Below are 24,158 nucleotides of genomic sequence, written 5' to 3'. Positions count from 1 at the left end.
ATTCAACTGCGCATATTGCGCCCTGGTCAACGTTACCTGTGAACTCAGTCAACGAGCAATATCCTCAACAGGGGCGCCACGCGCTGCCGTACCCGGTAGTCTCACCCCATTGGCTCGTCTCGCAGGAAAGGGCCCGATCGCCATGCCGTCCCAGCCCGCCGCCGCTCCTGGCGTGCCCCACCCCCTCGACGAGGTGCCGCAGACGTTCCTTCCCGGCGACTCGTACGACGTGCGCGACGGGCTGGTGAAGTACATCCACCGGGATTTGCTCGGCCCCTGGGACGGAGACACCGAGGAGCTCCCGCCGCGGTCGGCCGGACCGCGCGACCGGTACCTCGTGGGCATGCTCGGCCCTCGCCCGGAGGCCAGTGAGACCGCGACCCAGATCGCCCGCAACGCCGCCCAGACTGCCGATGTCGAGCCCGGCAGCGACGACGGCACCGAGGAGGGCGGGCCTGCGGAGCGGCTCACTCCGCAGGCCTCCGGACGGATCTGGGCCTCCTCGATGGGCCTGTCGTTCGTGGTTCCCGCGTCGATCGGCACGCTCAGCGTCCAGGCGTCCTGGGGGCGTTACTCCCTCACCAGCAGCCGCACCGATGACGGACGTACGGCGCAGGTCTGGGGGCGCCAACCCGTGAAGCGCCCGTGCGACATCGACGTGACCCGCACCGGTGACCAGAGTCGCGTCCTGGAGGGTGACAAGTCTTCCGGGATCCACCTCGACGTCCAGGTGCGTGAGCGCGCCACGGGCGAGGACGGCGAGGATCTCCGTGTCGTGGAGGTCGCACTGGTCAACCGGTTGCGGGAGGGCGAAGCCGACCGGCGCGACGTCCAGTGGCTGTTCCAGACCGAACTGACCGTGACCGCGTTCCCCGACGACCGGGCCGCCGTCTTCCTGCCGATCGACGATCCGCTGGACCCCCGCTCCGCGGGCGGCTCCGAGGACGTGGAGGAGCGGCGGCTGCGGCTGCTGTACCGGAACAGTCTGCGGCACGCCGTCGGCCGCAATGTGGCGGTGCGGGTGGACGTGCGCAAGGGCGAGCGGCGGGCCCACCGGCTGGCGACCACCTGGCTCCCGGAGTACGACGTGCCGGCCACCTCGGCGCCCACCGCCGCCGAGCAGCCGCTCCTCGACGGTCTGGAGCTGGGCATGGACGAATTGGCCGCCCTTGCCGTGCCCGCGCGTCGCAAGGAGCTGGCCGGCGCCCTGGCCCCGCTCGCGGACGGCTACAGCGCCTGGCTGGCCGAACAGCGCGAGAAGGCCCAGTCCCTGCCCGAGGATCTGCGGATCGCCGCCGAGACCGCCATCGACCAGGCCGAGGAGGTCTGCCACCGCATCGCGTTCGGCATCGACGCGCTCTGCGCGAACAAGGACGCCCTCGAAGCGTTCCGTTTCGCCAACCGGGCGATGGCGCTCCAGCGGCGCAACACCGCGGTCGCCGGGCTGCGGGCCGGCCAGGAGGGCGTCTCGTACGAGCAAGCGCGCGACGCAGTACGCGCGGAGGGCAAGAAAGCAGCCAGCTGGCGGCCGTTCCAGCTCGCCTTCGTGCTGCTGAACCTGGCCTCGCTGTCCCGGCCCGGCCACCCGCATCGCGGCACCGGCCGCGAAGCCCTCGTCGACCTGCTGTTCTTCCCGACGGGTGGCGGCAAGACAGAGGCGTATCTGGGGCTTGCCGCGTTCACCTTCGCCCTGCGGCGGCTGCAAGGCACGGTGGGCAGCGGAGTGGAGGCGCGTGACGGCGGTGCCGGGGTCGGTGTGCTCATGCGGTACACGCTGCGGCTGCTGACAGCCCAGCAGTTCCAGCGCGCGGCCGCTCTCGTCAGCGCGTGCGAGGTGCTGAGGCGCGAGGAGTTCGCGCGGGACGCGCGCTGGGGGGAGACTCCGTTCCGCATCGGTCTGTGGGTCGGGAACTCCGTGTCGCCGAACTGGTTCTCCGAGGCGCAGGAGCAGATCGCGGGTGCCAAGGAGAGTTCGAGCGACAAGCACGCGCGCGTCATCCAGGTGCTGAGCTGCCCGTGGTGCGGTGAGGGCCTGACCGCCCACTCGAACATGGACTACGACGCCGACCGGCGCCGGGTCCTGCTCTACTGCCCCCGGGGTGAGGGCGAGGGGCGCTGCCCCTTCTCCCGGCTCGCCGCTCCCGGCGAGGGCATCCCGGTGATCACTGTGGACGAGGAGATCTACCGCCTCGCCCCGGCGATGGTGATCGCCACCGTGGACAAGCTCGCGCAGCTGCCGTGGAACGGGTACGCGGGGCTGCTGTTCGGACGGGTCACCGAGTGGTGCCCGCGACATGGCTACCGCCACGACGACCTGGACGAGCGCACCGGCTGCGGCAGCCGGCACAACAAGAAGGGCCTGCTGCCCCCGGTGGCCTCACGGCCGGTCACCCGGCTTCGGCCACCGGACCTGATCATTCAGGACGAGCTGCATCTGATCTCCGGTGCCCTCGGCACCACGGTGGGCCTCTTCGAGGCCGCCGTCGACCAGCTGTGCAGCTGGGAGTACACGGACGCGGAGGGACACCGTCACGAGGTGGGGCCGAAGATCATCGCCTCCACGGCGACCACCAAGCGTGCCGCGGATCAGGTGCGCGGGGTCTTCGGCCGGCAGGTCGCGGTGTTCCCACCGCAGGTTCTGGACGTCGGCGACACGTTCTTCTCACGTCAGACGGAGGTGAGCCGCGCCGAACCCGGCCGCCGCTACCTCGGCGTGTGCGCTCACGGCACCCGGCTCAAGGCCGCCGAGATCCGGGTCGCCGAGATCCTGCTGCTCGGCGCGCAGCAGCTCTTCGACAAGTACGGACTGTCGGCCGACCCCTACATGACGCTGGTCGGCTATTTCAACGCCACGCGAGAACTCGCCGGTATGCGCCGCTACATGGACGACGACATCGCCACCCGGGTCCGGGTCAACGGCAGCCGCAAGGGGCACGAGACGATCGCCGACCGCATCGTCACGAAGTCGGGGATGCTGACCATCCAGGAACTGACGTCGCGCATCTCGTCCGCCGACATCGGCGCCACGCTCAAGCGCCTGGAGGCCCCCTTCGATCCGGAACGGGACACGTCGCTGCGGCGCCGGGCGCTGTTCGCGGAGTACGCGGCGGCACTGCGCGACAAACGCGAGCCGCGCGTGCAACTGACTCCTCTCCAGAAGCAGGCCGTGGACGTCGTCCTCGCCACCTCCATGCTCCAGGTCGGCGTGGACGTCTCGCGGTTCGGGCTGATGCTCGTCGTCGGCCAGCCGAAGAACACCGCCGAGTACATCCAGGCGTCCTCACGTGTGGGCCGTGACGCGCGCCGCCCCGGTCTGGTCGTCACTCTTTACAACTGGTCCCGCCCGCGGGACCTGGCGCACTTCGAGGACTTCGCCCACTACCACGCCACCTTCTACCGCCAGGTCGAGGCGCTGTCCGTGACGCCGTTCACCCGGCGTGCGCTCGACCGGGGTACCGCGCCGGCCTACATCGCGGCGTTGCGGCAGGCGGCGTACGAGTACTCACGCAATACCGACGCCCAGGTCGTCGATCTCGACGGCCCGATCGCGGCTCGCGTGGAGCGCCGGCTTCTGGAACGGGCTGACCGGGTCGGCGGCGAGCGCGCTCAGCGATACCTGTCCGAGCGCATCACCGCGTTGAAGGACTCCTGGGCCGAGCAGCGCGAGAGGGGCGGCGTGCTCGGCTACCGCAAGGAGAAGAAGAAGGACATCCTGGTCACGGCCCTGCTGCACCGGGCCGACGGCTCGCGGTGGGACGAACGCACGGTGCCCATGTCGATGCGCGAGACCGAGAACGAACTCAACCTGCTCCTGCCCGGCGGCGGAAACTTCGTGGATCAGGCCACATACAGCGGTCCCGAGTGGCGGTTCACCCCCGTCGACCACGAGAGCGACAACGCTACGGCCTCTCCGGTCGACGCCGACGAGTACGGGGATGCCGCGCCCGGGGCGGCCGGAAGGGGACGACGATGAGCACCAACTACTACCGACGTGTCGGCGCGGCACGCCCCAGCCATCTGATGTACACAGCGGGCGTCGGCTCCCTGATCGACCTGCCCAACTTCTCCGTGCTGGTCAAGGGCCTCGAGTCCTGGAGCCACGCGAGCCTGACCGACTACGTCATCGACGAGCCCCGGCTGCGTACGGCCGTCAACCGCTCCCTCCAGTTCTACGGCGTGGCCCAGATCAACGAACTGCGGTCCGCGCCCTGGATGGAGGGCGCCGACAACTCGCCCAAGGAATGGGCCGCGCAGGGAGTGGGCGTGCCGGTGACGCCCTTCCCGCAGTGGCTGCGGTGCACGGCCTGCAACCTGCTCGCCCCCATCGACTCGCAGGCGTTCGCCTTCGTCAACAACAATCCCCGCACCCCTCACGAGGCCAAGTTCGTCCACGACTGCCGGCGCGGCAAGCCGCTTGCCGTCGCGGCCCGCTTCACCCTCGTGTGCACCGCGGGCCACCTCGACGAGTTCCCGTACGCGCCCTTCGTCCACCACGGGGCCGCATGCGCGAAGATGCCCCGCCCGCTGCTGCGTATGAAGGACCACGGCGGCAATCAGGCGGCCAACGTGACGCTGGAATGCGTGGCCTGTGGCGAGCAGCGCAACATCCGCGACGCCATGGGCGACCGGGGGCGGCGCAACCTCCCCAACTGCCGTGGCCGCCATCCGCACCTCGGCACATACCAGCCGGACTGCGACAAAGAGGCGACCTTGATGGTCGCAGGCGCGTCCAACCAGTGGTTCCCCATCACGCTCAGCGCCCTCGCACTGCCGCCGAGCAGGAACGGAAACCTCGCCGAACTCGTCGAGGAGCGCTGGGTCGAGCTGCAGAACATCACCTCACGCGTCGTTTTCGACGCCTTCGCCGGCACCCCCGCCTACGCCTACCTCAAGGACTACGACGCCGAGGCGCTCATCGCTGCCGTACAGGCCCACCAACAGCGGCTGGAGGGCGCGTCGGCGCCGACAGCGGAGCCGGCCCCGGTCGATCTGCTCAGCCCCGAGTGGGAGGTGCTCTCCTCCTCACCCATGCCGGATGCCACCGACGACTTCGCGCTGGAGGGCGTCACGGTGCCCGACGCCCTCACCGGGCTCTTCTCGGACGTACGGCAGGTACAGCGGCTGCGTGAGGCCCGCGCCCTGGTCGGCTTCACCCGGCTCGACGCGCCGGACCCGGAGACACCCGGCATCGCCACGCCGGTGCATCTGTCCCGTACGTCCCAGAACTGGGTGCCGGCGAGTGAGGTACGGGGCGAGGGGATCTTCCTGCGGGTACGGGAGGACCTCATGGCCGAGTGGGAGGAGCGGATGCAGAAGTCGCCCGCGATGCAGGCTCATCGTGATGCCTTCGCGCGCTTCCGCACCAACCGCAAGTCGGACCGGCTGCGCGGCGAGTTCGACCCGATGCGGGGCTGGCCCGGGGAGCGCTACATCGCCCTGCACTCGCTCTCTCATCTGCTGATCCGCACCATCTCCCTGGAGTGCGGGTACAGCTCGGCAAGCCTGGGCGAACGAATCTACGCCGGAGACGCCGAGCATCCGCGCACCGGGATCCTCATCTACACCGCCGTACCCGACTCGGAGGGCACCCTGGGAGGTCTCGTCTCCCTCGCCGAGGATCCGCACTTCGAACGCATCGTGCGCCGGGCCCTGCACGACGCGGCCCGCTGCTCCTCCGATCCGCTCTGCGCCGAGCGGCTGCCGCGGGAGCCGGCGGACTATCTGCACGGGGCCGCCTGCCATGTCTGTCTGTTCGTTTCCGAGACGACCTGCGAGCGCGGCAACCGCTTCCTCGACCGCCGCTTCCTGGTCCCGCTCGGGGACGAGAGCGACCAGGTGCTGACGCCGACGAGCCTGCGGCCGTGAGCCGCGCGGAGTTCGAGGCCGCGGCGGAGGCGGTCGCCTCGGTCCTCGGCTCCGCGCGCACCAAGGACCTGGCGGGTGTGCTGGCACGCGGGCGGGGCCTGGAGCACGCGCTTATGACCGTCCAGGATCCGCGGGCGAGTGACGCGATACGGGCGGTGTACGCGGCGCTGCGGCGCCACGGCATCCCGTACGCCGAGGCCGCCGCCTACCTGCGCGGGTTCGTCGCGGGCCGGGCCCGACAGCGGGTCGAGGCCGACGTCAGCACGGTCTGGACCGGACCTGCCACTCCAGGGGTCCCGGCACGCCCCACAGCTCGGGTGCTCGCGGAGGTCGTCGCCGGGGCGCGGCGGGAGCTGCTGGCCATGACGTATGCGGCCCGCCCCTATGAACCGCTCTCGGTGGCTCTGCGGGCGGCCGTCGCGCGGGGTGTCGAGGTGCATGTCGTGGTGGAGACCAGGGCGGGAGCCGCCGGGCTGCTCGGCTCCGAACCGGCCGACGCCTTCGCGACCGTGCCCGGCGTACGGCTGTGGCACTGGGCACCCGAGCGGCGCGACCACCCGCGTGCGCGGCAGCACGCCAAGCTGGCCGTCGCCGACCGGCGGGTGCTGTTGCTCGGCAGCGCGAACCTCACGGAGTCGGCGGTCCGCAGGAACCTGGAGGCCGGGGTGCTGGTCACCGGCGGCACCGCCCCGCTCAGGGCCGCCGAGCACATCCGGGATCTGCAGCGGAGGGGCGTGCTGCGGCCGCTTCCTGGCTGACGCGCCGTGGGGCCTGGTCCTGGCGTGCGGCGGCCGGGCAGTGTCTGCGGATTCAGGACGCGTCCGGGCCGTCCTCCAGTGGCCGACGGGCTTCGGCGAGGGCGACCACGTGCACGAACCATTCCAGCACGGCGCAGAGTTCCTCGCTATGCGCGGCGAAGACCTCCAGAGGGAAGGAAGGACGCAGGTCCAGTTTCGCCTCGGCCAGTTCGATTCCCTCGATCTCGTTGAACCGGGCCATCAGCTCTCGCCGCATCGGCTCGTCATCGAACGGCGGCCGCCGCTTCAGATACTGAAGGACGACTTCCACCGTGCCGGTCACGGGGTAGACGGCGATCGGCCACAGGGTGCGCACGTCACGGGCGGTGCCCGCCTCCAGGGTCGGAAAGCAGCTGGTCTCCTCGGCTTTGCCGTACGCCAGGTAGCCGCCCTGCTGTTCCCAGAAGCGCAGCGCGCTCAGCACGCCGTCCGCGGTCTCCTGCGTCTGGTTGGCCCGGAGTTGCGTCGTGAAGCGGTCGGCGGCCGCCTCCTGTCCGTCGTCCGGTTCGTGTGCCGGGGCCCATTCGTCGGAGTCGTTCTTGCCCAGGAGCGTCGCCAGGTCTTCTGCGGTCAGCCGATGCGAGCGGTGGGCCCGGCTCACCGCGTCGAAGGGAACTCCCTCGGCTTCCAGGAGGGCCCTCGGGTCGCCGCTCTGCTGGTCTTCGGTCCAACGGAAGCCCTCGGCGACGCGGCCGTCGGCGGTCAGGACACGGTAGGCGCCATGCAGCCCCGGGGTGGATCCCATGTGATTGCCGACGTTGATGGCGTGCGTACCGATGAGCGCGGCGATGTCGCCGTACGTCGTCCAGGTTCCCGACGGCATCGCGCGGAGGGCCTTGCGCAGCTCCTTCCAGCCAGCCCACCCGTCGTCGGCATGGAGCGCGTTCTCGATCGGCCCGGGCCACAGCCGAACCGCCCGCTCGGCCAGTTCATCGGCGCGGGCCAGAATCTGTGCTCTGCCCCAGCGCTCCTCGGCCGCGATACGCTGGTTCATCCGCAGGGCACTGGAGTCGAGGATCTCCTGCTTGCGGCGGAAGGGGTGGTTCGACAGCCGCGCGTTGTCCCCGGAGAGCGTGAGGTTACCCAGCGTATGAACGAGAAGCGCATGGAGTTCTTCCGGGCTCTCCCCGTCTTCGGCCTCCTCGGCGAGCATGTCGAGCCACTGCTGCGCGGGGGTCTGCGGCAGGACGTGTTCCACAGTGAGCCGGGCTTTGGTGTAGTCGACGGGTTCGCTCGCGCTGTAGCTCTCCTCCAGTCGGCGCAGTACCTGGAAGCGCTGGTTGACGCGGCCCGCTTTATAGAAGGGGCGGGTGCGGACCGCTTCGCGCAGCGCGTCGTTACCGGGCCACACCCGGGCTCCCGTCTTGGGCCGCGACAGGAAGCGGCGTACGGCCTGAGCGGGTGAGCCGTCCTTGTCCAGCTCCTTGGGGAGCTCCATGAAGACGCGGTTGCTGCCCGTCGTGGAGAGACCGGCCAGCAGACGGCGCACCATGTAGCTCTCGGCGTACCCCAGTGCCTCGGCCGCCTCCTGGGCGGTGCACCGGCCGCAGTCCACCAGGTCGAGCAGGTAGAGGGCCAGCGGATAGTGGGTCTGGCCGCCCCACCGGGACAGTCGCTCCAGCACCTCCCGCAGCTCCGGTTCCCGCTCCCGCTCGGGCTCCAGGATGCGCATGAGCCGCTCGGCCCGCTCGGCGAGTGAGGCGATCTCCGCCTGAAGTGCCGCTTCGTCCTGGGACAGCGGCTCGAGCCGCTTCTGCTGATCCCGATAGATCTCGCTTTGCTTGGCACGGCTGTTTCCGGCAACCACCAGATCGAGCCAGACCAGCAGTTCCAGATTTTCCGGCCCGAGCAGCTCCTGCATGGGCAGCCACAGGGTGCGGTAAACCTGCTCCCCACGGTTCGGAAGACACATGAAGAGGTAGTTGCGCAGCAGGTCGCTCTGGCTCAGCCCGACGCCCGTGTTGTTGATGGACTCGAAGATCCGGTAGACGTTGTCGCCCTCGGCCGCGGTGATGGCGACGATCGAGAGCAGGTTGCCCAAAACCGTCTCCACCGCGTCGGTCCAGGCCTCACCGCTGCTCTCCTCTCCCTCCGCGAGGGCATCGAGGAAGAACCGGTAGGCGGCGCCGATGTTGCCCGGGCCACCGGCTTTCGGCGAGGACTCCACGCATGCGATGAAGGCGTCCCGGTCGGCCTGGGTCGGCAACAGCCGGTAGTGGTCGTCCCCCTCCTGGTACCCGTTGACCAGAAGGAGATCGTGGATGCGTGCGGCCTTCTTGTCGGCCTTGCGCTCGCGGTGGCGGTCCCGCAGCGCGATGAAGGCGAGCATGAGCGTGGTGAGCCGCTGCTGGCCGTCCACGACGAGCCAACGCTGCATTCCCCCCGCGGCGACCCGCTCCGGAGCCAGCACGACGGACCCCAGAAAGTGGGCCGCTGTCGGCCTGGCCTCCAGCCGTTCGTCGACCAACTCCAGCACGTCGTCCCACAACTGCTCGAGCTGCTGCCGCTCCCAGCTGTATGTGCGCTGATAGAGAGGAACCTGGAACTGCATCTCGCCCTGGACCAGCTTGCTGAACGTGATCTCCCGAGCCTGCACGCGCGTCCTCTTCGTCTAGTTGTCCGGGGCCAGTCCTTCATTGTCCACCATCCGGGTACGGTGATCCGGAGAATCGACCAACGCGGGACCGGGAGTTGTGATGGCGGCGCTGGGGATCCACAAGGACTTCCTGATGGAGTTCGCCAGGCTGGAGAAGCCGGTTCAAAAGCGCGTCCACGAAGTCTTCGACAAGTTTCAGGAGCACCGGCACGCGGGGCTCCATTTGGAAAAGCTCGAAAGGGCCCGGGACCCCCGCATCCGCACCATCCGCATCAACCAGTCCATGCGCGGAGTCGTCCTGGCTCCCGAGTCGGGAGACAGCTTCCTGCTCCTGAAGGTCATGCGCCACGACGACGCGATCGACTGGGCCGTGAAGCATAGGGCGACCGTCAACTCCGCGACGCAAGGCATCGAGCTGCGCAACGACGTCGCCCTTGAGCGCGCCACCGCCGGTGTACAGGCCCTCGCCTCCGCCGCACCCGGGGACGCCGCGCCCCTGTTCGCGCACGTCTCGGACAAGGACCTGACCAGGCTGGGGATCGACGCCGAACTGCTCCCGCTGATACGTCACCTCAGCGACGAGGCCCATCTCGACGCCTCGCACAAGGTCCTGCCGGAGCAGCAGTACGACGTGCTGGCCGGGCTCGCCGCCGGCATGGAGCCGGAAGACGTGTGGCGCGAAGTGGTGCTCGTCCAGCTGGAGCAGGTTTCTCCCCCTACGTCCCCGCAGCTCACCATCGCGTCGAACGGTGACGCGCCGACGCCCTCCGCGGGGCAGGATGGTCTCTCGGCTGCCATGGCCCGCTCGCAGGGCAGGATCGCCCTGGTCTCGGGGTCCGACGAGCTGACGGAAATCCTGTCGCGTCCCTTCGACGCCTGGCGGGTGTTCCTGCACCCGAGTCAGCGCAAGGTCGCCTACCGGCCGTCGTACAAGGGCCCGGCCCGCGTCATCGGCGGTCCGGGGACGGGCAAGACCGTGGTGGCCCTGCACCGTGCCTTTCATCTGGCACGGCAGCTGCCGGCCGACGCGCCCGACGAGTCGATCCTGCTCACCACATTCACCCGTGATCTCGCGGCCGACCTCCGCGGCAATCTGGAGCTGCTGATCCCCGACGCTCAGATGCGGGCGAAGATCCGCGTCGTCAACGTGGACGCACTCGCCAATCAGATCGTCCGGGAGGACCGCGGCGCTCCCCTCGCCATTGTCACCCGGCAGAAGGAGATCACAGCGCGCTGGGAGCGCATCGCTCGGCAACTCGGGGTCGACTTCACCGGTGTCTTCCTCGACCAGGAGTGGAGGCACGTCATCCTGGCCCAGGACCTGCGCTCCCCCGAGGCGTATCTCAAGGCGTCCCGCAGCGGGCGCGGCACCCCTCTCGGCCCGTTGAAGCGCGCCCAGGTGTGGCGTGCGATCGAGGCGTTCACGAAGGAGCTGCGCCAGGCCGGTGAGTGGACCTTCCTGCAGGTATGCGCGGAAGCCGCTCGGATCCTGGAAGAACAGGGTGGCGAACGGCCGTACCGCCATGTGGTGATCGATGAGGCACAGGATCTGCATCCGACCCAGTGGCGGCTGCTGAGGGCTCTGGTCGCCCCTGGTCCGGACGACCTGTTTCTCGCGGGCGACACTTACCAGCGTATCTACGGCAACAAGGTGTCCCTGCGTAGCCTCGGCATCTCGGTGACCGGCCGGTCCACCCGTCTGCGCATCAACTACCGGACCACACAGGAGATCCTGACCTGGTCCACTGCACTGCTGACAGGCGAGCGCATCGACGACATGGACGGCGGTGACGAGTCGCTGACCGGCTATCGGTCGGCCTTCCACGGCGCGCCTCCACAGACGCAAGGCTCCAGCAGCAAGACCGAGGAGCTCGCGGGACTGGTGGCCCAGATCGAGGACTGGACCAGAGTCGAAGTCTCGCCACACGAGATCGGAGTGGCGGTGCGATATATCCAGTTGGGCAAGGACATCGCACACGCCCTGGAACAGGCCGGTGTGCCCGCGACCGTGCTGGGCGCCGCACCGGGAACCGGTGACGGTGTCCGCGTCGGAACCATGCATCGCATGAAGGGGCTCGAATTCCGCTGCATGGCCGTCGCCGGCGTGAACGATGGTGTTGTACCGATGCGTGGCGCCATCACTGCGGAGGAAGTGGATCCCCAACAGCATCGGGAGGACCTGCTGGCCGAGTTGAGCCTGCTCTTCGTCGCCTGTACCCGTGCGCGAGATGCCCTCCGGGTCTCCTGGCACGGAGATCCCAGTCCGTTCCTCAATATGGTTGCGGCATTGTAAGGGGAGCCGTAATCAGGCTGCGCGACATCGGCATGCTCCTGCCACGGGCTGCCACAGGCGGCGGTTTCGTCATACCGCAGGCTCCCCTCGCCGAGGAGCACGCCCACGATGTCGCCCTGTTCTCGGGCGGCCTCGACTCCCTCGGCTGGGCAGCCCAGCATGCCACCCTGCCACACCCCGCACCCTGCTCCTCATCGCCTTTGAGAAACGGAAGTTCGAGACACTGCAGAAGCATGTGTACCAAGCTGTGTAAGGCCTGCGGAGGCGGCGAGGCCGATTACGGCGTCTTCACCAGAGCCAGACCGGGCGCACGCCACGTGGCAGGGGCATCAGCTGGTGTGGTCCACCCGCTCCCGCGGCCTTACTGTCCGCGGCGACCGCCGTGCACGCGGCCACAGCGGAGCACGCCCCCGTCGTCCACCTGTCAGAAAACGGACAACTCGCCCCCAACCTACCACTGTCGGCCGCCCGTGCCGGAGCCTGTTCGACCCGCTCGGTGCATCCATGGAAGCTTCGCCACCTCAACCGCGTGTTCCCCGAGGTCGCGGATCCGGGGGCCGAGATATGCGTCGAGAATCCCTTCGCGACCCTCACCAAAGGTGAAGTCTGCGAAGTGGCGCATAACGCCGGGCTGCCGCAGCAGGTGCTGGAGGCCACCTTGAGCTGCGGGGCTTCCCCGCCCGCTGACCTGCTGGGCCCGAATCACCCACTGCGGCCTCTACCCCGTGCCTGGTCCGCCGCTCAGGCCTACTGCACACGTTCGGCGACGACCGCACGACATACGCGGCCGACCCTGGGGCCCCACCCTGTCCGCCGCCCGTACAGGAACCTGGCGGGCCCTGCGACGTTGGCTGGACACTGAATGGGACATAGTCGACCCGACGCCCCGCTGCCGCCGAATACGCAACCGGCTCCGCTCCTGGACGTGGTCGAGCGGGACCGGAGAGAATTGCGTGCGGTCGCGTGGGCAGACGAGAAGGCGGCAGGGAAACCGTCGTGGCTCGACCCCAATGCCACTTTTGGCTCAACGGCATTGTCAAGCTCCAGCCGCCCTCTCACACCCGTTGCCAGGCCCGCTGCTGTGCAGAGCAGCCTGGCCGGGCCAGGATTGTCCGGCTGGCCAGGCAGCGTATGGATCTAGCCAAGAAGAACCGACTCGTACCAGAGCGCAGCGGAAGTACCTCTTGCACCGCCCGGCCGGGCCGCGACAGGGGCCGCGAAGGGCAGCCCCGTGCGCTGCGGCCGTAGCGCCGGTCGCCAACGTGCCCTCGCGATTCACCGGGGGCCGCCATCTGGATCACCAGCTCACCGCCCACCAATGGGCCGGTCCGTCCCCATGTACCGCGTCCTCCGCCCAAGTCAACCTACGCATCGGTCTCAGCAGACGCTCAACCCAGTAACGCGCCCAGCGGAAGCGCCAGGACCGCTCAGATGTGACGGACCTTCTCACGGAGTTCCTGAAGGACACGCCCGCTTGGAATGTGGATGTACTTGCCCCAGCCGTTGATTTCACTGCCGGTCTGTGCCTTCAATGCGGGCGAAGGCTTCGGGAACGCTCGACCATCCGGCAGTTCCACCCAGCCGTCAGCAGTGATCGTAGCCTCGTGTGTTAGCTGACGGCGGGGTTGGTGGTGCTGCAGCTTATCTCCGGGGGCAGCTAGGCCAGCTTCAATGATGGGCAACAGATCCCCGCTCTTGCGGACAGCAGTCTTTCCGGTAGGCGAGTCTTCGTCGCTCAGCAGCAGACGGCGGAGCACGGCATTGGGGGTGTCCACCAAGGGCTCGCTGTGACGCTGCAGGAACGCGAAGACGTCATCGTCGATCTCGATAGATCGATTGGGCATGGGCAACCTTCCGCCTCAAACTTTGGACTTTGAACTGTGAAGTTTGCCAGTTTTGAAGTCGACGGCGCAAGGGGGTGTGCGCATCGCCGCCGGCCCCTCCGTGGGTGAGGCGCGCCGTAGCCTCCCCTTTGACCGGCAGCCTATGGCGCCGTGCCCGGTAGACAGCCGACGCCGCATCGAAGGGGCCGCACTCGCGCAAGTGGGTTCGGAGTGCCGCAACGTCCCTCAGCGACAAGGCAGTGCGTGACCTAAACGACGTCCCGTAACCCCTGATCAGGCATGTGATGATCTTGACGTGGGTGCGGTGGTGACGGCGGCTGAGCCGCAGTGGGTGGGCCTGTTCGCGGGACTGAACGGGCGGCAGTTTCACAAGCTCGTCGGGCTTGTGCGACGGCGGGGCGGCGGCAAGCCTACCGGCGGACGGCCGTGGGCCCTGTCCTTGGAAGATCGCATACTGCTGGTGGGCGGCCTACTGGCGCACGAACCTCACGATGCGGCAGCTCGGCCCTTTGTTCGGGATCTCCAAGTCCGCCGCCGACTGGGTCATCGACCACATCGCCCCGCTTCTCGCACTGACACCCGTCCGGCGCCGGCACCCGTCCGGCACGGTGCTGATCGTGGACGGCACCCTGGTCCCAACCCGCGACCGGAGCGTGGCCGCCTCCAGCAAGAACTACCGCTACTCCACCAACCACCAAGTCGTCATCGACGCCAACACCCGACTGGTCGTAGCGGCCGGACGGCCCCTGCCCGGCAACCGCCACGACGCCCGCGCCTACCGGGAATCCGGCGTGCACCGTGCCGTGAAGAACGCGCCCGTTCTCGGCGACGGCGGCTATCGCGGCACCCCTGCTCTCATCCCGCACTGGCCACGCAAGGACAGACCACTCACATCTGAGCAGCAGGCCGATAACACCGTCCACCGCCGGGCCAGGGCCCGCGTCGAACACGCCTTCTCCCGGATGAAGACCTACAAGATTCTCCGCGACTGTCGGCTACGTGGCGATGGCGTCCACCACGCCGTCCTCGGCGTGGCCAGACTGCACAACCTGGCCCTCGCCGGGTAACCCCTACCTCGACCCAGTCCAGTCCAGTCCTGACCCAACCCCGCTTACGGGACGTCGTTTAGTACACCAGCTGTAGATCGCGATCTTACTGGCTGAGGTGGTGAGCGGTGGGTGTCCGGCCGCGTGATCGGCGGGTGTCTGTGGCGGAAAGTGTCTCCGTGGTCGAAGGCATTCACACCGAGAACGCCCGTTCGTTCGCTTCTCCGACGGCACCCAGCCTCCGTTGTCCCAGGCCGTCAGGACCAGCGATTTGATCTTCACCTCTGGGCAGGGGGTCACTGGACCCGGCTACGCACGAGATACCGACCGACTTCGATTCGCAGCTGCGGCAGGCTCTGTTCAACCTCGTCGCGGTCTTCGTCGCGGCTGGCAGCAGCAAGGACCTGATCGTCCAGTGCACCTGCTATCTCAGTGACCGTAGGTACTTCGCCGTCTTCAACCGCATGTACGGGGAGTTCTTCGCAGACTGCTCTCCACTGCCCGCCCGGACCACGGTCGTCACGCAGCTCGTGCGCGAGGGCGTGCTCGTCGAGATCAACGGTGTTGCTGCCGTCAGCCCGGCGGGACGGTAAAGAGCCGTGTACGGCAGGCGTCTTCACGGGTGCGCGGTGGCCCAGTCGGACACCGATCACATAATGACCACGTAATGATCTTGGAGGCCGGATGTGCAGGCCAGAGCAGTCGACTACGGCCGACAGGGGCGCTACAGATCGCCGGAGAACTGGGTGGCGACCAGACAAGCAGGTCCACCACCACGCATTGCAGACCAGGCGTACCAACGCTCGGTACGGCTCACCTATGTCAACGTCCGTGTTCGAGAAGAGTCCGGTGAATATCCCACAGCGAACGGACTCCGTCGCCTCAGCACAGTGTCCCCGCGCATGTTCACTCAGCCTGGGGTTCTCAACGGATATGTCTGGCAGTAAAGGCAACACGACGTAGAGGACGGCCCAGCATTCAAGAAGCCAAGCTCCTCTTTTCAGTCTGTGGTTGCTCCCCTGGCGCGGCAACCGCAGCGACGAAGCGCGGCCTTCGGGGATCGGCCGCGCTTCACAGGCACAGGCCGTGCTGGTCGAGCATGCGCATCAGGTTGCGTTTGCGCTTCTGGCCAGCGCGCAGGGCGGTGAGGTACGTGGTGAACTCGTCCTGGGTGCCAAGGCGGCGGTGGCAGTCGCGGATGCTCAGCAGCAGGCTGGTGAGCTGCTCGTAGATCGCGTTGCCCGTCTGCTTCGTGAGGGGTTCGGCCAGGCGCAGATAGACGCGGAGCGCGTCGGCGGGGCGGGTGGGACGGGCCTGGTCGGCGAGGGTGAGCCACTGTTGGTCGTGGGCGCCGGCGTCGATGGCGGCCTGCCAGGCGGCGTCGGTGTCCTTGTCGTCGAGCAGGGCGTCGATCAGGACGGGGCCGCCGTACGGGCCCTGTTGCCGCCGTCCCGCATCGGCACGCAGCAGGGCCAGCGCCCCCTCGCGCTCGGCCGGCCAGCAGTCCGCGACCCGGGCGGCGGCTCGCAGTTGCTGGTACGTGAGCAGGGTGCGGCGGGCGGCGAAGTAGTCGCGGCGGAGGGCGACGGCGTCGGTGAGCCGGTCCGCCTGTGTGTAGCGGTCGCAGAGGTAGTCGACGAGGGCATGGTCGACGGCGGAGAGGTCCCGGGCGTCCCGGATGCCACGCTCCGCCCAGCCCAGGGCCTCGTCGAGGCGCCGGGCGGAGTCCAGTTCGCGGGCGATGACCAGGTGCGTGTGTCCGTTCGGTGAGAGGTCGGCCGCATGCACGGCGATCACCGCGTCGATGTCGTCTCCCGCCTTGGCCAGACGCTCCATCAGGTACTTCTCCGCCCAGCCGCGGCGGTTGCCCCGCCACGCCTCGACCGCCAGCTTCCGCAGGACGGCCATCCCCTCTTCGCCGAGGATCTCCTCGTAGTCGAGCGGATCGATGTCCGTAAGGCCGTCGTCCACGTCGCCCAGCGCATGGCCGACCAGCCAGCGCGCGAGTTCCTCGGGGTCGGGGTGGGCGGCACGGCACGCTTCGAGGTGGGCGTGGGCAAGGTCCGAACCGACCTGCCCGAGCCACCCGTCCGAGTCGTCGACGTTCTCCACCGCGTCTGCCAGCAGCTTCATCGACTCCCGCGCGAGGGGGATCGCGTCGTCGGCCCGGCCGCATCCAGTGAGCGCGCCGATGGCTGCCACCGCCTGCCCGGCCTGGTCGGCGTAGGCGCGGGCATCGGCGTACGCGACGTACCCGTACTGCGCGAACGGTGAGATGTCCAGCAGATCGCGGACACGCGCGCGGACCGCTGCGAGGTCCCCCCGGGCGCTCGCGGCCCGGAGCTCCAGGCGGCGCCGCAACCGCCGGTCCTCCCCCACCTGTTCGCGTACGAGGGCGAGCAGTTCGTCCTTGGTCAGGCCGGACAGCCACGCGTCAAGGCCCTGCGCACGGTCCCGGGCCGCCTTCCGCTGTCGCGGCAGGCTCTCCCGCTGGGCGAGCACCGTCAGGCCGAGGGCGACCAGATGCTTGCAGAAGTTGCCCTCCATGCCGTACGGGCAGTCGCACGCCCCGGCCAGCCCGCCGGGCCCGTCCAGCGTCAACTCCACCTGATAGCGATCCGTGCCGTGGACGCTCGCGGTGACCCAGCCGTCACCGACCTCCACCCCGGATACCGCCTCCAGGTAGCCCCGTCCCCGTTCGAAGGAGCGCGAACCGGACAACGCCCGCAGAGCTGACTCGCTGAACTCTTCCAATGGTGTTCCTCTGCTCTCATGCCATCTGCCGATCCCGGCATCGGCCCTCTGGCGGGGCTGGCTCTCCCCTGGCTACTGCCACGCGCGGACCAGGTCTTCCGGGCCGCGTGTGCCGTGAGCGGCAGGTCGTTCTCGATGCCGCAGCGCGAGACGGCGACGAGCGGGTGGCCGGTTCGGCGCCGGTCACCGCGAGCATGTCCCGGGCCAGGGCGTCGTACTCGCGTCGGCCGAACGGCTGGGACTCCAGCCACTTGACCGAGCCGATGAAGTGCACCACGCCCGCGACCGGTTCGCGGTCGGCACCGATCAGGTCGATCCGGGGTCGTTCTGACGGTTCCACCAGCCGCCGACCGCTTCCGTGTGGGGCCATCTGTCATCGGGGGCAGGCGCAGCAGCGACTCGCGGATGACCGCTCGACCGCACGTCCTCGTCATGTGGTTCAGGACCGCTCGATGCGCTCCAGTGCGAGGTCCCCGCGACCGCGCTCGATCAGTGGGATTCCCCGCTGCAGGAAGGCCGGTCAGAACCGGAGACAGGGGTCGGCGATCCGGTAGCGCTTGTTCTTGGCGTCGGCCTTGGTGGATGCTCCGGCTCAAAGGCGGCTTCGCGAACAAGCGCGCGAGGAGGCGGTCGGCAGCGGCGATTCGCGGCCCGGCCGAAGATCGACGGGGCGGCGCCGGATGGTCAGTGGCTTTGCCCTGGTCCGGGGTTCCGTACGACGTCGGCCGCGTTCAGCGGACATCGGGGATGTCCTTCTTGGCCGCGCTGAGCATGTTCCCTGGGATGACGACCAGCCGCTCGTCCGGACCGAGGTTTACGCCGTGCGGCAGTCGGGCGCGGTAGGCGGCTGTCAGATCCCTGCCGATCACAGCGACATCGCCATTGTCGAGCTGCCAGATGTCCGGGCACTCGTCATTGCCGTCGGAGTTGCCCAGCTCTTCGGCTGATCTCCCCAGCCGACGCTCGAATAGCGCGGACGGGTCAGCTTCCCAGGCACGGGCCATGTCTGCCTCCGGTCGAACGTGGTCGAGCTGCCGGATGCACAGTGTAGTCAGGGATGCACACAAAGGAGAGCGTTGCGCTGGGGAGAACAACCAGGCTGGGACGCCCGGGCGGGTCTTGGCGTGTCCCTGGCTGACTGAGGGGGCGGCTCTCGGCAGCGGGAGACGAGGGGTCGAATCAGTCGAATCCGGGGGGTAACGATGACATTCGGCAGGGAATGGGCGGAGCTCGTGTCCGCCGCGAAGGAACAGCAGTCGGTCGGGATGCGGCTCAATCGGGCCGAGCCGGGGTCGGGGGGCTCCGGGAAGGATCACGATCTTGTGGTCCATCAAAACGATCTCGGAGCGGTCGGGCACGAGGCCTTCGCGTTGCATGGGGTGCTGCGGAAGAAGGCGGATATCGCCGGGGCGGGTATCGACAAGAGCGGGGCGGGCTCGACCGCTCAGGCCGCCAAGGAGATGTCGGGGCACCGGCTCACCATGGGCGATGCGCTGTACACCACGCTCGAGGTCTGGGGGACGCAGGTCAAGACGATTCTGCAGATGTGCGCGCACATCTCCAACCATCTCGACTACTCGAAGAAGGCCCACGCGAAGGAACGACGAGGAGCTCGCGGCATCGCTGCGCCATCGGAACGGGGCAGCGGTGTCGGTGTCGGAGATAGCGAAGTACGTCAAATAACGGGGGGCGTAGATCGTGAGAGGGTTCTCGTACTCGGATCTCATGTCGGTGGATCTGGAGAAGCTGGGCACCGCCGTCAGCGACTGGAAAACGATGGTCGGTGAGCTGGACACGCTCAGGACCAGCGTCTACAGCGGCCTGGTGCAGAAATCGGACGCGGCCCGGTGGCAGGGGGTCAACGCCGGGGTCACCAAGGAGTTCGTACGCAGCACGGCCAAGGAGTTCCTCGATCTGCACGCGGAGGCGCAGAGCATCTACAACGTCTTACAGGACGCGCACACCGAGCTGACGGGCATCCAGAAGCGGGCCAAGGCGCTGACGGAGGAGGCGCGTCGGGGGAATCCGTCGATGGAGCCGCCGGATCCCGGTCTGGTCGCGTCGGACGGGGGTGATGGGACGGTGAAGGTGCAGATGGCGGACATGTGCACGACGAAGGACACTCCGCAGCGCACGCTGGATCTGATGAAGTGGTACGCCGACACACTCACCGGTCTGGTGTCGCACGCCTCGGAGATCGACGCCGCTGTCACGCAGGCGCTGCGGAAGAGCCATGGCGGGGATCCGAACAACGCGGGCCACACCACCTACACCACTCGACGAGGAACAACTTCCGCGTGCCACACAGCTGGCCTCGCTCGGCAAGGACGCGAACGACAAGCAGCGGGCCGAGTTGCGGAGGCTGTGGGAGTCGCTGAGCCGGAGGCGCGGGCCACGCTGCGGCAGGGGCACAAGGATGATCTGCTGGCGGCCGGGCTGCTGAGTCCTACGGTCAAGCGGGCGGCGCCGGATGTGGGGTCGTGGCCGCACGGTGTCGAGTCCCCCGGTGCGGCGGAGCGGCGTACGAGGCAGAAGATGAACCTGCTGGCCGAGGGCGCGGACTGGCGGGGGATGAGCGACGCCTCGTGCCACATGGCGCATTATCTGGGCAATAGCGGCGACCCGGTGAAACTTCCGGTGGACAAGATGCTCTGGGACGACGAGGGGTTCAGGAATCACATCGATCAGAGCATCAGGCAGAACCAGGACGAATGGCGCAAGCAGGCGCTGGAGGAATTCAAGCACTACGATCTGGGCGCGTCGGTCCCGAACAATGAGCCGCTCCCGGGCCCCGATGAGCCGGGGCGCGAGGGCGGACGCACGGACCCGGGACGGGAGCGGCAGCGTGCCAACGGCCGTTGAGCCGCACCCCTCAGACCTCATCGGGAGCCAGCAGTGCGCCATCGACTTCTCGTGGCCTCAGGAGCGGTTCTCGTGGCCGTCGCCGTGGCCGTCGCGGCGTTCGCCTTCCTCGGGAGCGACGCGCTGTCCGACCGGGCGGAGCAGGACAGGAAGTGCTGCTGGAAGCGGGGTGCCACGCCCGGCTGGGTGAGCGGGACGATGGGTCTGCGCATCCCGGCGGGGGCCTCGGACCGGCGGGCCGGGTACAAGGCGGGGTCGCGTTACGACGTCGGGGTCCTGGCCTTCACGCTGCCCAGCCGGGAGGCGGACGCGTACCTCTCCCGGCTGGTGCCGGAGGGCGAGGAGATGGTCGCCAACCTCCATCCTGAGCGGAAGGGGTACGAACCGATGGCGCCCTTCGGGCATCTGGGGCTCCCGGAGCCCGAGACCCTGGTCAAGGGCGCGCGGCGGATCAGTCTCTGCCCCGACGGCCTCACCTCCCCCGAGGGGAAGCGCCTCCGCTACTGCGTCGACCTCTTCGCCCATGAGTTCACCCCGGGCAGCACGCGCGTCTACGTCCGTTCGACGATCGAGCCCGGTGTGACGCCGCCGGCCCCGGAGGGCCGCAGCGAGTAGCGGGTCGCCTGCCGGCCGGCCGGTCTGCCGGTCTGCCGGTCTGCCGGGACAACGCGGTTTGCTCGAAGGTTCCTCCGCCTACGGGCGAACGTTTACCGCGGCTGCTCCGTCACCAGGGAAACGAGGAGGGGGCCGCGCATGCCTGGATGGCGCAGAGCGAGACCGGTCGGGCCGGACGAGTCGTCGCCGCTGACCGAGCCGGAGTACGTCCAGCGGGTACGCGCGATGCTCGTACTGGGCGGGGTGCCCTGGGACCAGCTCGACGACGGGGTGCAGCAGGTCAGGCTGAAGCTGCTGGAGGAGCGGGCCAAGCCCGGGCAGCCGGAGATCCGCGAGCCGATGGCTTGGCTGACGGCTGTCGCCTCCCGGGTGGCGGTCGACTGGCACCGGGCCAGGACCAGGGACGCCGGCCTGCGCGCGCGGCTGGCCGCGCGCTGGTCGCGGCGTCCTCCGGTGGAACACCCCGAAGAGCGTCGCGTCCTCGCGCTGGCGGTGGCCAACGGGCTTGAAGGGCTGTCCGCCGTGCAGCGGCAGGTGTTGACCCTGCGTTACTACGCGGATCTGCCCGTGCGTGACATCGCGGAGCTGCTGGACGTGCCGGAGGGCACCGTGAAGAGCCGACTGCACAGCGCGGTGGCCGCGCTGCGGAAGCAACTCCGGGACCTGGAGGTGATCTGAGATGGCCGACATCACTGATGCGACAGAGCTGACCGAATCGGAGGAGAGCGACCTGCGGGTGGCGCTGAGAATGATCGCGGAGGAGGCCGGCCGGGCAGACCTACCTCCGGAGCCCGCCCCTCGCCCTGTGCGGCGGCGCCGCGCCACGGTCCGAGGTGTCCTCGCGACCGCGGCGGCGCTGGCCGTCGGGGTGCTGACCATCGGGGTGTTGACCTTCGTGTCGACGGACGGCCGCTCGGCCACGTCGGCCGGCGGCGCCGACGGGCAGGGCCTGACGGGTGTCGAGACAGTCGCCTGCGCCCGGTTCGCCGTCGAGGGTGAGGTGGTCGCGGTACGGGACGCCTCGCGGCCCCACCAGGTCGTCGTGACCTTGGCCGTGCGGGGCTGGATCAAACCCGCGCAGGGGGCGAAGGAGGTCGACATCAACACCGTCGACCCGGAGTGGTTGGAAGAGAAGCCCTTCAGGACGGGCGAACGTCTGGTGCTCGTGGACATGGGTCGTCCCGATGGGGAGGTGGTCGCCGACCGGGGTACCCACGTCAAGATGGTGCGGGAGCTCTTCAAGCGCGAACTGCCCAAGGCGGCGAAGACCGAGTGCCCGGCCTTCTGGCGGGACCAGGACGCGGGCAGCAACACGCCGCCGGACAGCTGATCGGTGACCGACGGAGGCCACCGTACGCACCCCTCGACCGCTGTGACGCTCCTCGTTGAGGGCTCCGGGCGGCCATCATGGATAATCATGGCGAGCGAAGTGATATAGCGCTTCGTGATCGCTCCATGCCGACCGCGCATGGCGCGGAGGAAGAGACCGTGGACCTCAAGCAGCTCAAGGCGCTCGTCACCATCGCCGAGGTCGGCAGCGTCACGCGCGCCGCTGAGCTGCTGCGCCTGGTGCAGCCCGCCGTCACGCGGCAGATCCGCACGCTGGAGCAGGAGCTCGGCGTACCGCTCTTCGAGCGCACCCGCCAGGGCATGCGCCCCACCGACGCCGGTGCGATCATGGTCGACCGGGCCCGTCGCGCCCTGAACGAGCTGGATCGGGCCCGCGCCGAGGTGCGGCCCGCGCCGGGTGCGACGGCCGGCATCGTCACGGTCGGCTTGCTGGAGAGCACCACCGATCTGCTGGCCGAGCCGCTCGTGGCCGCGGTGGCCCGCGCCCACCCGGGCATCGAGCTGCGGCTGATGACCGCGTACTCAGGGCATCTCCAGCAGTGGCTGGACGACGGCGACCTGGACCTGACGCTGCTGTACAACCTCGACAGCACGCCCTCGCTCCACGCCCGCCCGCTGGTGCGCGAAGACCTGTGGCTGGTCGCTCCCGCCGCGGCCGGGTTGCGGGCCGACCGCCCCGTGCCGTTCGCCGAGGCCGCCGCCCACCCGCTCGTCATGCCCGCTTCCGGCCACGCCCTGCGCGCGCTGATCGACGCGGCGGCGGCGCGGGCCGGGGCCGGGCTGGAGATCGCCGTCCAGACCAACTCCATGCGGGTGCAGAAGCGGCTGGTCCTGGCCGGGCACGGCTGGACCGTACTGCCCGGGGTCGGCATCGCCGACGACCTCAGCGCGGGGACCCTGAGCGCCGCCCCGCTCACGGAACCCCACGTGTCGCGCTCCATCGTCCTCGCCACCCCCCGTTCGGGCCGGACCCCGCCCGCCGTGGAGGTCGTCGCCCGTGAGCTGGAGCACCAGGTCCGCGCGGCGGTGGCCCGGGGCGACTGGCTCTCCGCCCGGCCCCAGCCCGACGAGCCCACTGAGTCGACTGAGCCCGCCGCTGCCGAAACCGGGTGAGCCGCGCCAGCCCCCGTATCTGCACACCTGTACGCCCGCACTCCCCGAAGGACCGCCTTGACCGACACCGACCCGCCGCCGCACACCTTCGCCCGCGCCGCGGACGGCACCGCGCTCGCCTGCCAGCTCCGGGGCCACGGCTTCCCGCTCCTGCTCCTCGCCGGGCAGGCGAACAACCACCGCTGGTGGGACGGCATACGCGAGGACTTCCACACCACCCACAGCACCATCACCCTCGACTACCGGGGCACCGGAGCCAGCGACAAGCCCGAAGCGGGCTACTCCACCCCGGAGTTCGCCGAGGACGTGATCGCGGTGCTCGACCACCTGGGCATCGAGCGCGCCGACGTCTACGGCACCTCCATGGGCGGGCGGGTCGCCCAATGGGTCGCCGCCCGGCATCCCGGGCGGGTCCGGCGCCTGGTGCTCGGCTGTACGACGCCCGGCGGGCCGCACGCCGTCGAACGGGACGCCTCGGTACGGCGGGCCCTCGCCCAGCCCGACCCGGAAGCCGCCCGGCAGGCGCTGATCGACCTCATGTACTCCCCCGCCTGGCGGGCGGAGCACCCCGGCCCGTACACCACCCTCGGCGACCCCGCCATGCCCCCGCACGCCCGCCGCGGCCACCTGCTGGCCAGCAACCGGCACGACGCCTGGGACGTCCTCCCGACGATCAGCGCGCCCACCCTCGTCCTGCACGGCGACCAGGACCGGATGGCCCCGCCGGACAACCTCGCCCTGCTCGCCGCCCGCATCGCCGGCGCCCGTACGCACCTCTTCACCGGTGCCCGGCACGCCTACTTCGAGGAGTGCCGACCCCAGGCGAGCGCGCTGGTCTCGGCGTTCCTGGCGGACTAGGCCGACCCAATAGGTCTATCAGGACTATCCGGCCCCCGGGCATTCCTTCCGACTGGCAGCGTCTACGCTGTGGCGGCCACAACCGATCTTCGTTTGTCCCCGCCAACCGAGGATCTCGCCATTCGGCAAAAGACACACGCGTCCGCCCCGGGCGCCGGGCGAATA

The 24,158-nt window shown here is 69.2% G+C and carries 15 protein-coding genes and 2 pseudogenes; 13 read left to right on the top strand and 4 right to left on the bottom strand.

All coding sequences use genetic code 11. The annotated features are described in order from the left end of the window. Positions 1–109: 109 nt before the first annotated feature. Genes drmA through drmC form a run of 3 tightly spaced genes read left to right on the top strand, consistent with a single transcriptional unit; the run spans position 110 to position 6,623 of the window. Positions 110–3,973, top strand: coding sequence for a DISARM system helicase DrmA (gene drmA, locus BBH68_RS20435; RefSeq protein WP_245738164.1), 3,864 nt, complete (start codon positions 110–112; stop codon positions 3,971–3,973). Beyond that, complete coding sequence (drmB, locus tag BBH68_RS20430; protein WP_065964563.1) at positions 3,970–5,865, top strand: DUF1998 domain-containing protein; 1,896 nt, start codon at positions 3,970–3,972, stop codon at positions 5,863–5,865. The genes drmA and drmB overlap by 4 nt, the downstream gene beginning before the upstream one ends. Next, a complete protein-coding gene (drmC, locus tag BBH68_RS20425; RefSeq protein ID WP_065964558.1) occupies positions 5,862–6,623 on the top strand; it encodes a DISARM system phospholipase D-like protein DrmC in 762 nt (253 codons plus the stop codon). Before drmB ends, drmC begins: the two co-directional genes overlap by 4 nt. A 52-nt stretch (positions 6,624–6,675) precedes the next feature. Here the strand turns inward: drmC and BBH68_RS20420 are convergent, their stop codons facing one another. Further along, positions 6,676–9,258, bottom strand: a complete 2,583-nt coding sequence (locus BBH68_RS20420; RefSeq protein ID WP_065964555.1) for a GmrSD restriction endonuclease domain-containing protein — start codon at positions 9,256–9,258, stop codon at positions 6,676–6,678. Positions 9,259–9,358: 100 nt separating this feature from the next. Here BBH68_RS20420 and BBH68_RS20415 point away from each other — a divergent pair, with 100 nt between their 5' ends. Next, the gene (locus BBH68_RS20415; protein WP_065964553.1) at positions 9,359–11,551 is read left to right on the top strand and encodes a UvrD-helicase domain-containing protein; all 2,193 of its coding nucleotides are present in this window, start codon (positions 9,359–9,361) and stop codon (positions 11,549–11,551) included. A gap of 1,427 nt (positions 11,552–12,978) precedes the next feature. Here BBH68_RS20415 and BBH68_RS20410 read toward each other — a convergent pair. Continuing rightward, on the bottom strand, positions 12,979–13,395 hold the full coding sequence (locus BBH68_RS20410) for a restriction system modified-DNA reader domain-containing protein (RefSeq protein ID WP_065964552.1): 417 nt from the start codon (positions 13,393–13,395) through the stop codon (positions 12,979–12,981). A gap of 295 nt (positions 13,396–13,690) precedes the next feature. Between BBH68_RS20410 and BBH68_RS20405 the strand changes: the two are divergent. Both BBH68_RS20405 and BBH68_RS44525 read left to right on the top strand, forming a co-directional pair. After that, positions 13,691–14,462: pseudogene (locus tag BBH68_RS20405) on the top strand (transposase). A 263-nt stretch (positions 14,463–14,725) separates the two neighbouring features. Beyond that, entirely contained in the window at positions 14,726–15,034 is a 309-nt protein-coding gene (locus BBH68_RS44525) for a RidA family protein (protein WP_211301781.1), read from the top strand. A gap of 478 nt (positions 15,035–15,512) precedes the next feature. Here the strand turns inward: BBH68_RS44525 and BBH68_RS20395 are convergent, their stop codons facing one another. Both BBH68_RS20395 and BBH68_RS20390 read right to left on the bottom strand, forming a co-directional pair. Beyond that, positions 15,513–17,195 carry an SWIM zinc finger family protein gene (locus BBH68_RS20395; RefSeq protein ID WP_065964549.1) on the bottom strand — a complete coding sequence of 561 codons (1,683 nt, stop codon included), beginning with the start codon at positions 17,193–17,195 and terminating at the stop codon, positions 15,513–15,515. A gap of 731 nt (positions 17,196–17,926) precedes the next feature. Further along, positions 17,927–18,199: a hypothetical protein gene (locus BBH68_RS20390; RefSeq protein ID WP_065964545.1), complete on the bottom strand. Its 273-nt coding sequence runs from the start codon at positions 18,197–18,199 to the stop codon at positions 17,927–17,929. A 198-nt stretch (positions 18,200–18,397) separates the two neighbouring features. Here BBH68_RS20390 and BBH68_RS39610 point away from each other — a divergent pair. From BBH68_RS39610 to BBH68_RS20360, 7 genes and pseudogenes are all read left to right on the top strand, one after another. Continuing rightward, positions 18,398–18,878, top strand: a pseudogene (locus BBH68_RS39610) (hypothetical protein). A gap of 42 nt (positions 18,879–18,920) precedes the next feature. After that, complete coding sequence (locus BBH68_RS20385) at positions 18,921–20,057, top strand: hypothetical protein (RefSeq protein WP_245738160.1); 1,137 nt, start codon at positions 18,921–18,923, stop codon at positions 20,055–20,057. A 72-nt stretch (positions 20,058–20,129) separates the two neighbouring features. Next, on the top strand, positions 20,130–20,672 hold the full coding sequence (locus BBH68_RS20380) for a hypothetical protein (RefSeq protein WP_245738159.1): 543 nt from the start codon (positions 20,130–20,132) through the stop codon (positions 20,670–20,672). Positions 20,673–20,810: 138 nt separating this feature from the next. After that, on the top strand, positions 20,811–21,350 hold the full coding sequence (locus tag BBH68_RS20375) for an RNA polymerase sigma factor (RefSeq protein ID WP_425428827.1): 540 nt from the start codon (positions 20,811–20,813) through the stop codon (positions 21,348–21,350). A 1-nt stretch (position 21,351) separates the two neighbouring features. Continuing rightward, positions 21,352–22,002, top strand: a complete 651-nt coding sequence (locus tag BBH68_RS20370) for a hypothetical protein (protein ID WP_065964543.1) — start codon at positions 21,352–21,354, stop codon at positions 22,000–22,002. A gap of 125 nt (positions 22,003–22,127) precedes the next feature. Continuing rightward, the gene (locus BBH68_RS20365; protein ID WP_245738157.1) at positions 22,128–23,135 is read left to right on the top strand and encodes a LysR family transcriptional regulator; all 1,008 of its coding nucleotides are present in this window, start codon (positions 22,128–22,130) and stop codon (positions 23,133–23,135) included. Between the two features lie 57 nt (positions 23,136–23,192). Continuing rightward, the gene (locus tag BBH68_RS20360; RefSeq protein WP_065964542.1) at positions 23,193–23,993 is read left to right on the top strand and encodes an alpha/beta fold hydrolase; all 801 of its coding nucleotides are present in this window, start codon (positions 23,193–23,195) and stop codon (positions 23,991–23,993) included. Positions 23,994–24,158 lie beyond the last annotated feature (165 nt).

The sequence above is a fragment of the Streptomyces sparsogenes genome, from assembly GCF_001704635.1.
GTDB classification, from domain to species: Bacteria; Actinomycetota; Actinomycetes; order Streptomycetales; family Streptomycetaceae; genus Streptomyces; species Streptomyces sparsogenes.
This window is presented reverse-complemented; position numbering and strand designations above follow the sequence as displayed.

Excerpts from the sequence above, each read along its gene's own strand:
- drmB (WP_065964563.1), top strand. The coding sequence starts at position 3,970 with ATGAGCACCAACTACTACCGACGTGTCGGCGCGGCACGCCCCAGCCAT.
- BBH68_RS20410 (WP_065964552.1), bottom strand. The coding sequence starts at position 13,395 with ATGCCCAATCGATCTATCGAGATCGACGATGACGTCTTCGCGTTCCTG.
- BBH68_RS20370 (WP_065964543.1), top strand. The coding sequence starts at position 21,352 with ATGGCCGACATCACTGATGCGACAGAGCTGACCGAATCGGAGGAGAGC.
- BBH68_RS20415 (WP_065964553.1), top strand. The coding sequence starts at position 9,359 with ATGGCGGCGCTGGGGATCCACAAGGACTTCCTGATGGAGTTCGCCAGG.
- BBH68_RS20385 (WP_245738160.1), top strand. The coding sequence starts at position 18,921 with ATGTCGGTGGATCTGGAGAAGCTGGGCACCGCCGTCAGCGACTGGAAA.
- BBH68_RS20390 (WP_065964545.1), bottom strand. The coding sequence starts at position 18,199 with ATGGCCCGTGCCTGGGAAGCTGACCCGTCCGCGCTATTCGAGCGTCGG.
- BBH68_RS20365 (WP_245738157.1), top strand. The coding sequence starts at position 22,128 with ATGCCGACCGCGCATGGCGCGGAGGAAGAGACCGTGGACCTCAAGCAG.
- BBH68_RS20375 (WP_425428827.1), top strand. The coding sequence starts at position 20,811 with ATGCCTGGATGGCGCAGAGCGAGACCGGTCGGGCCGGACGAGTCGTCG.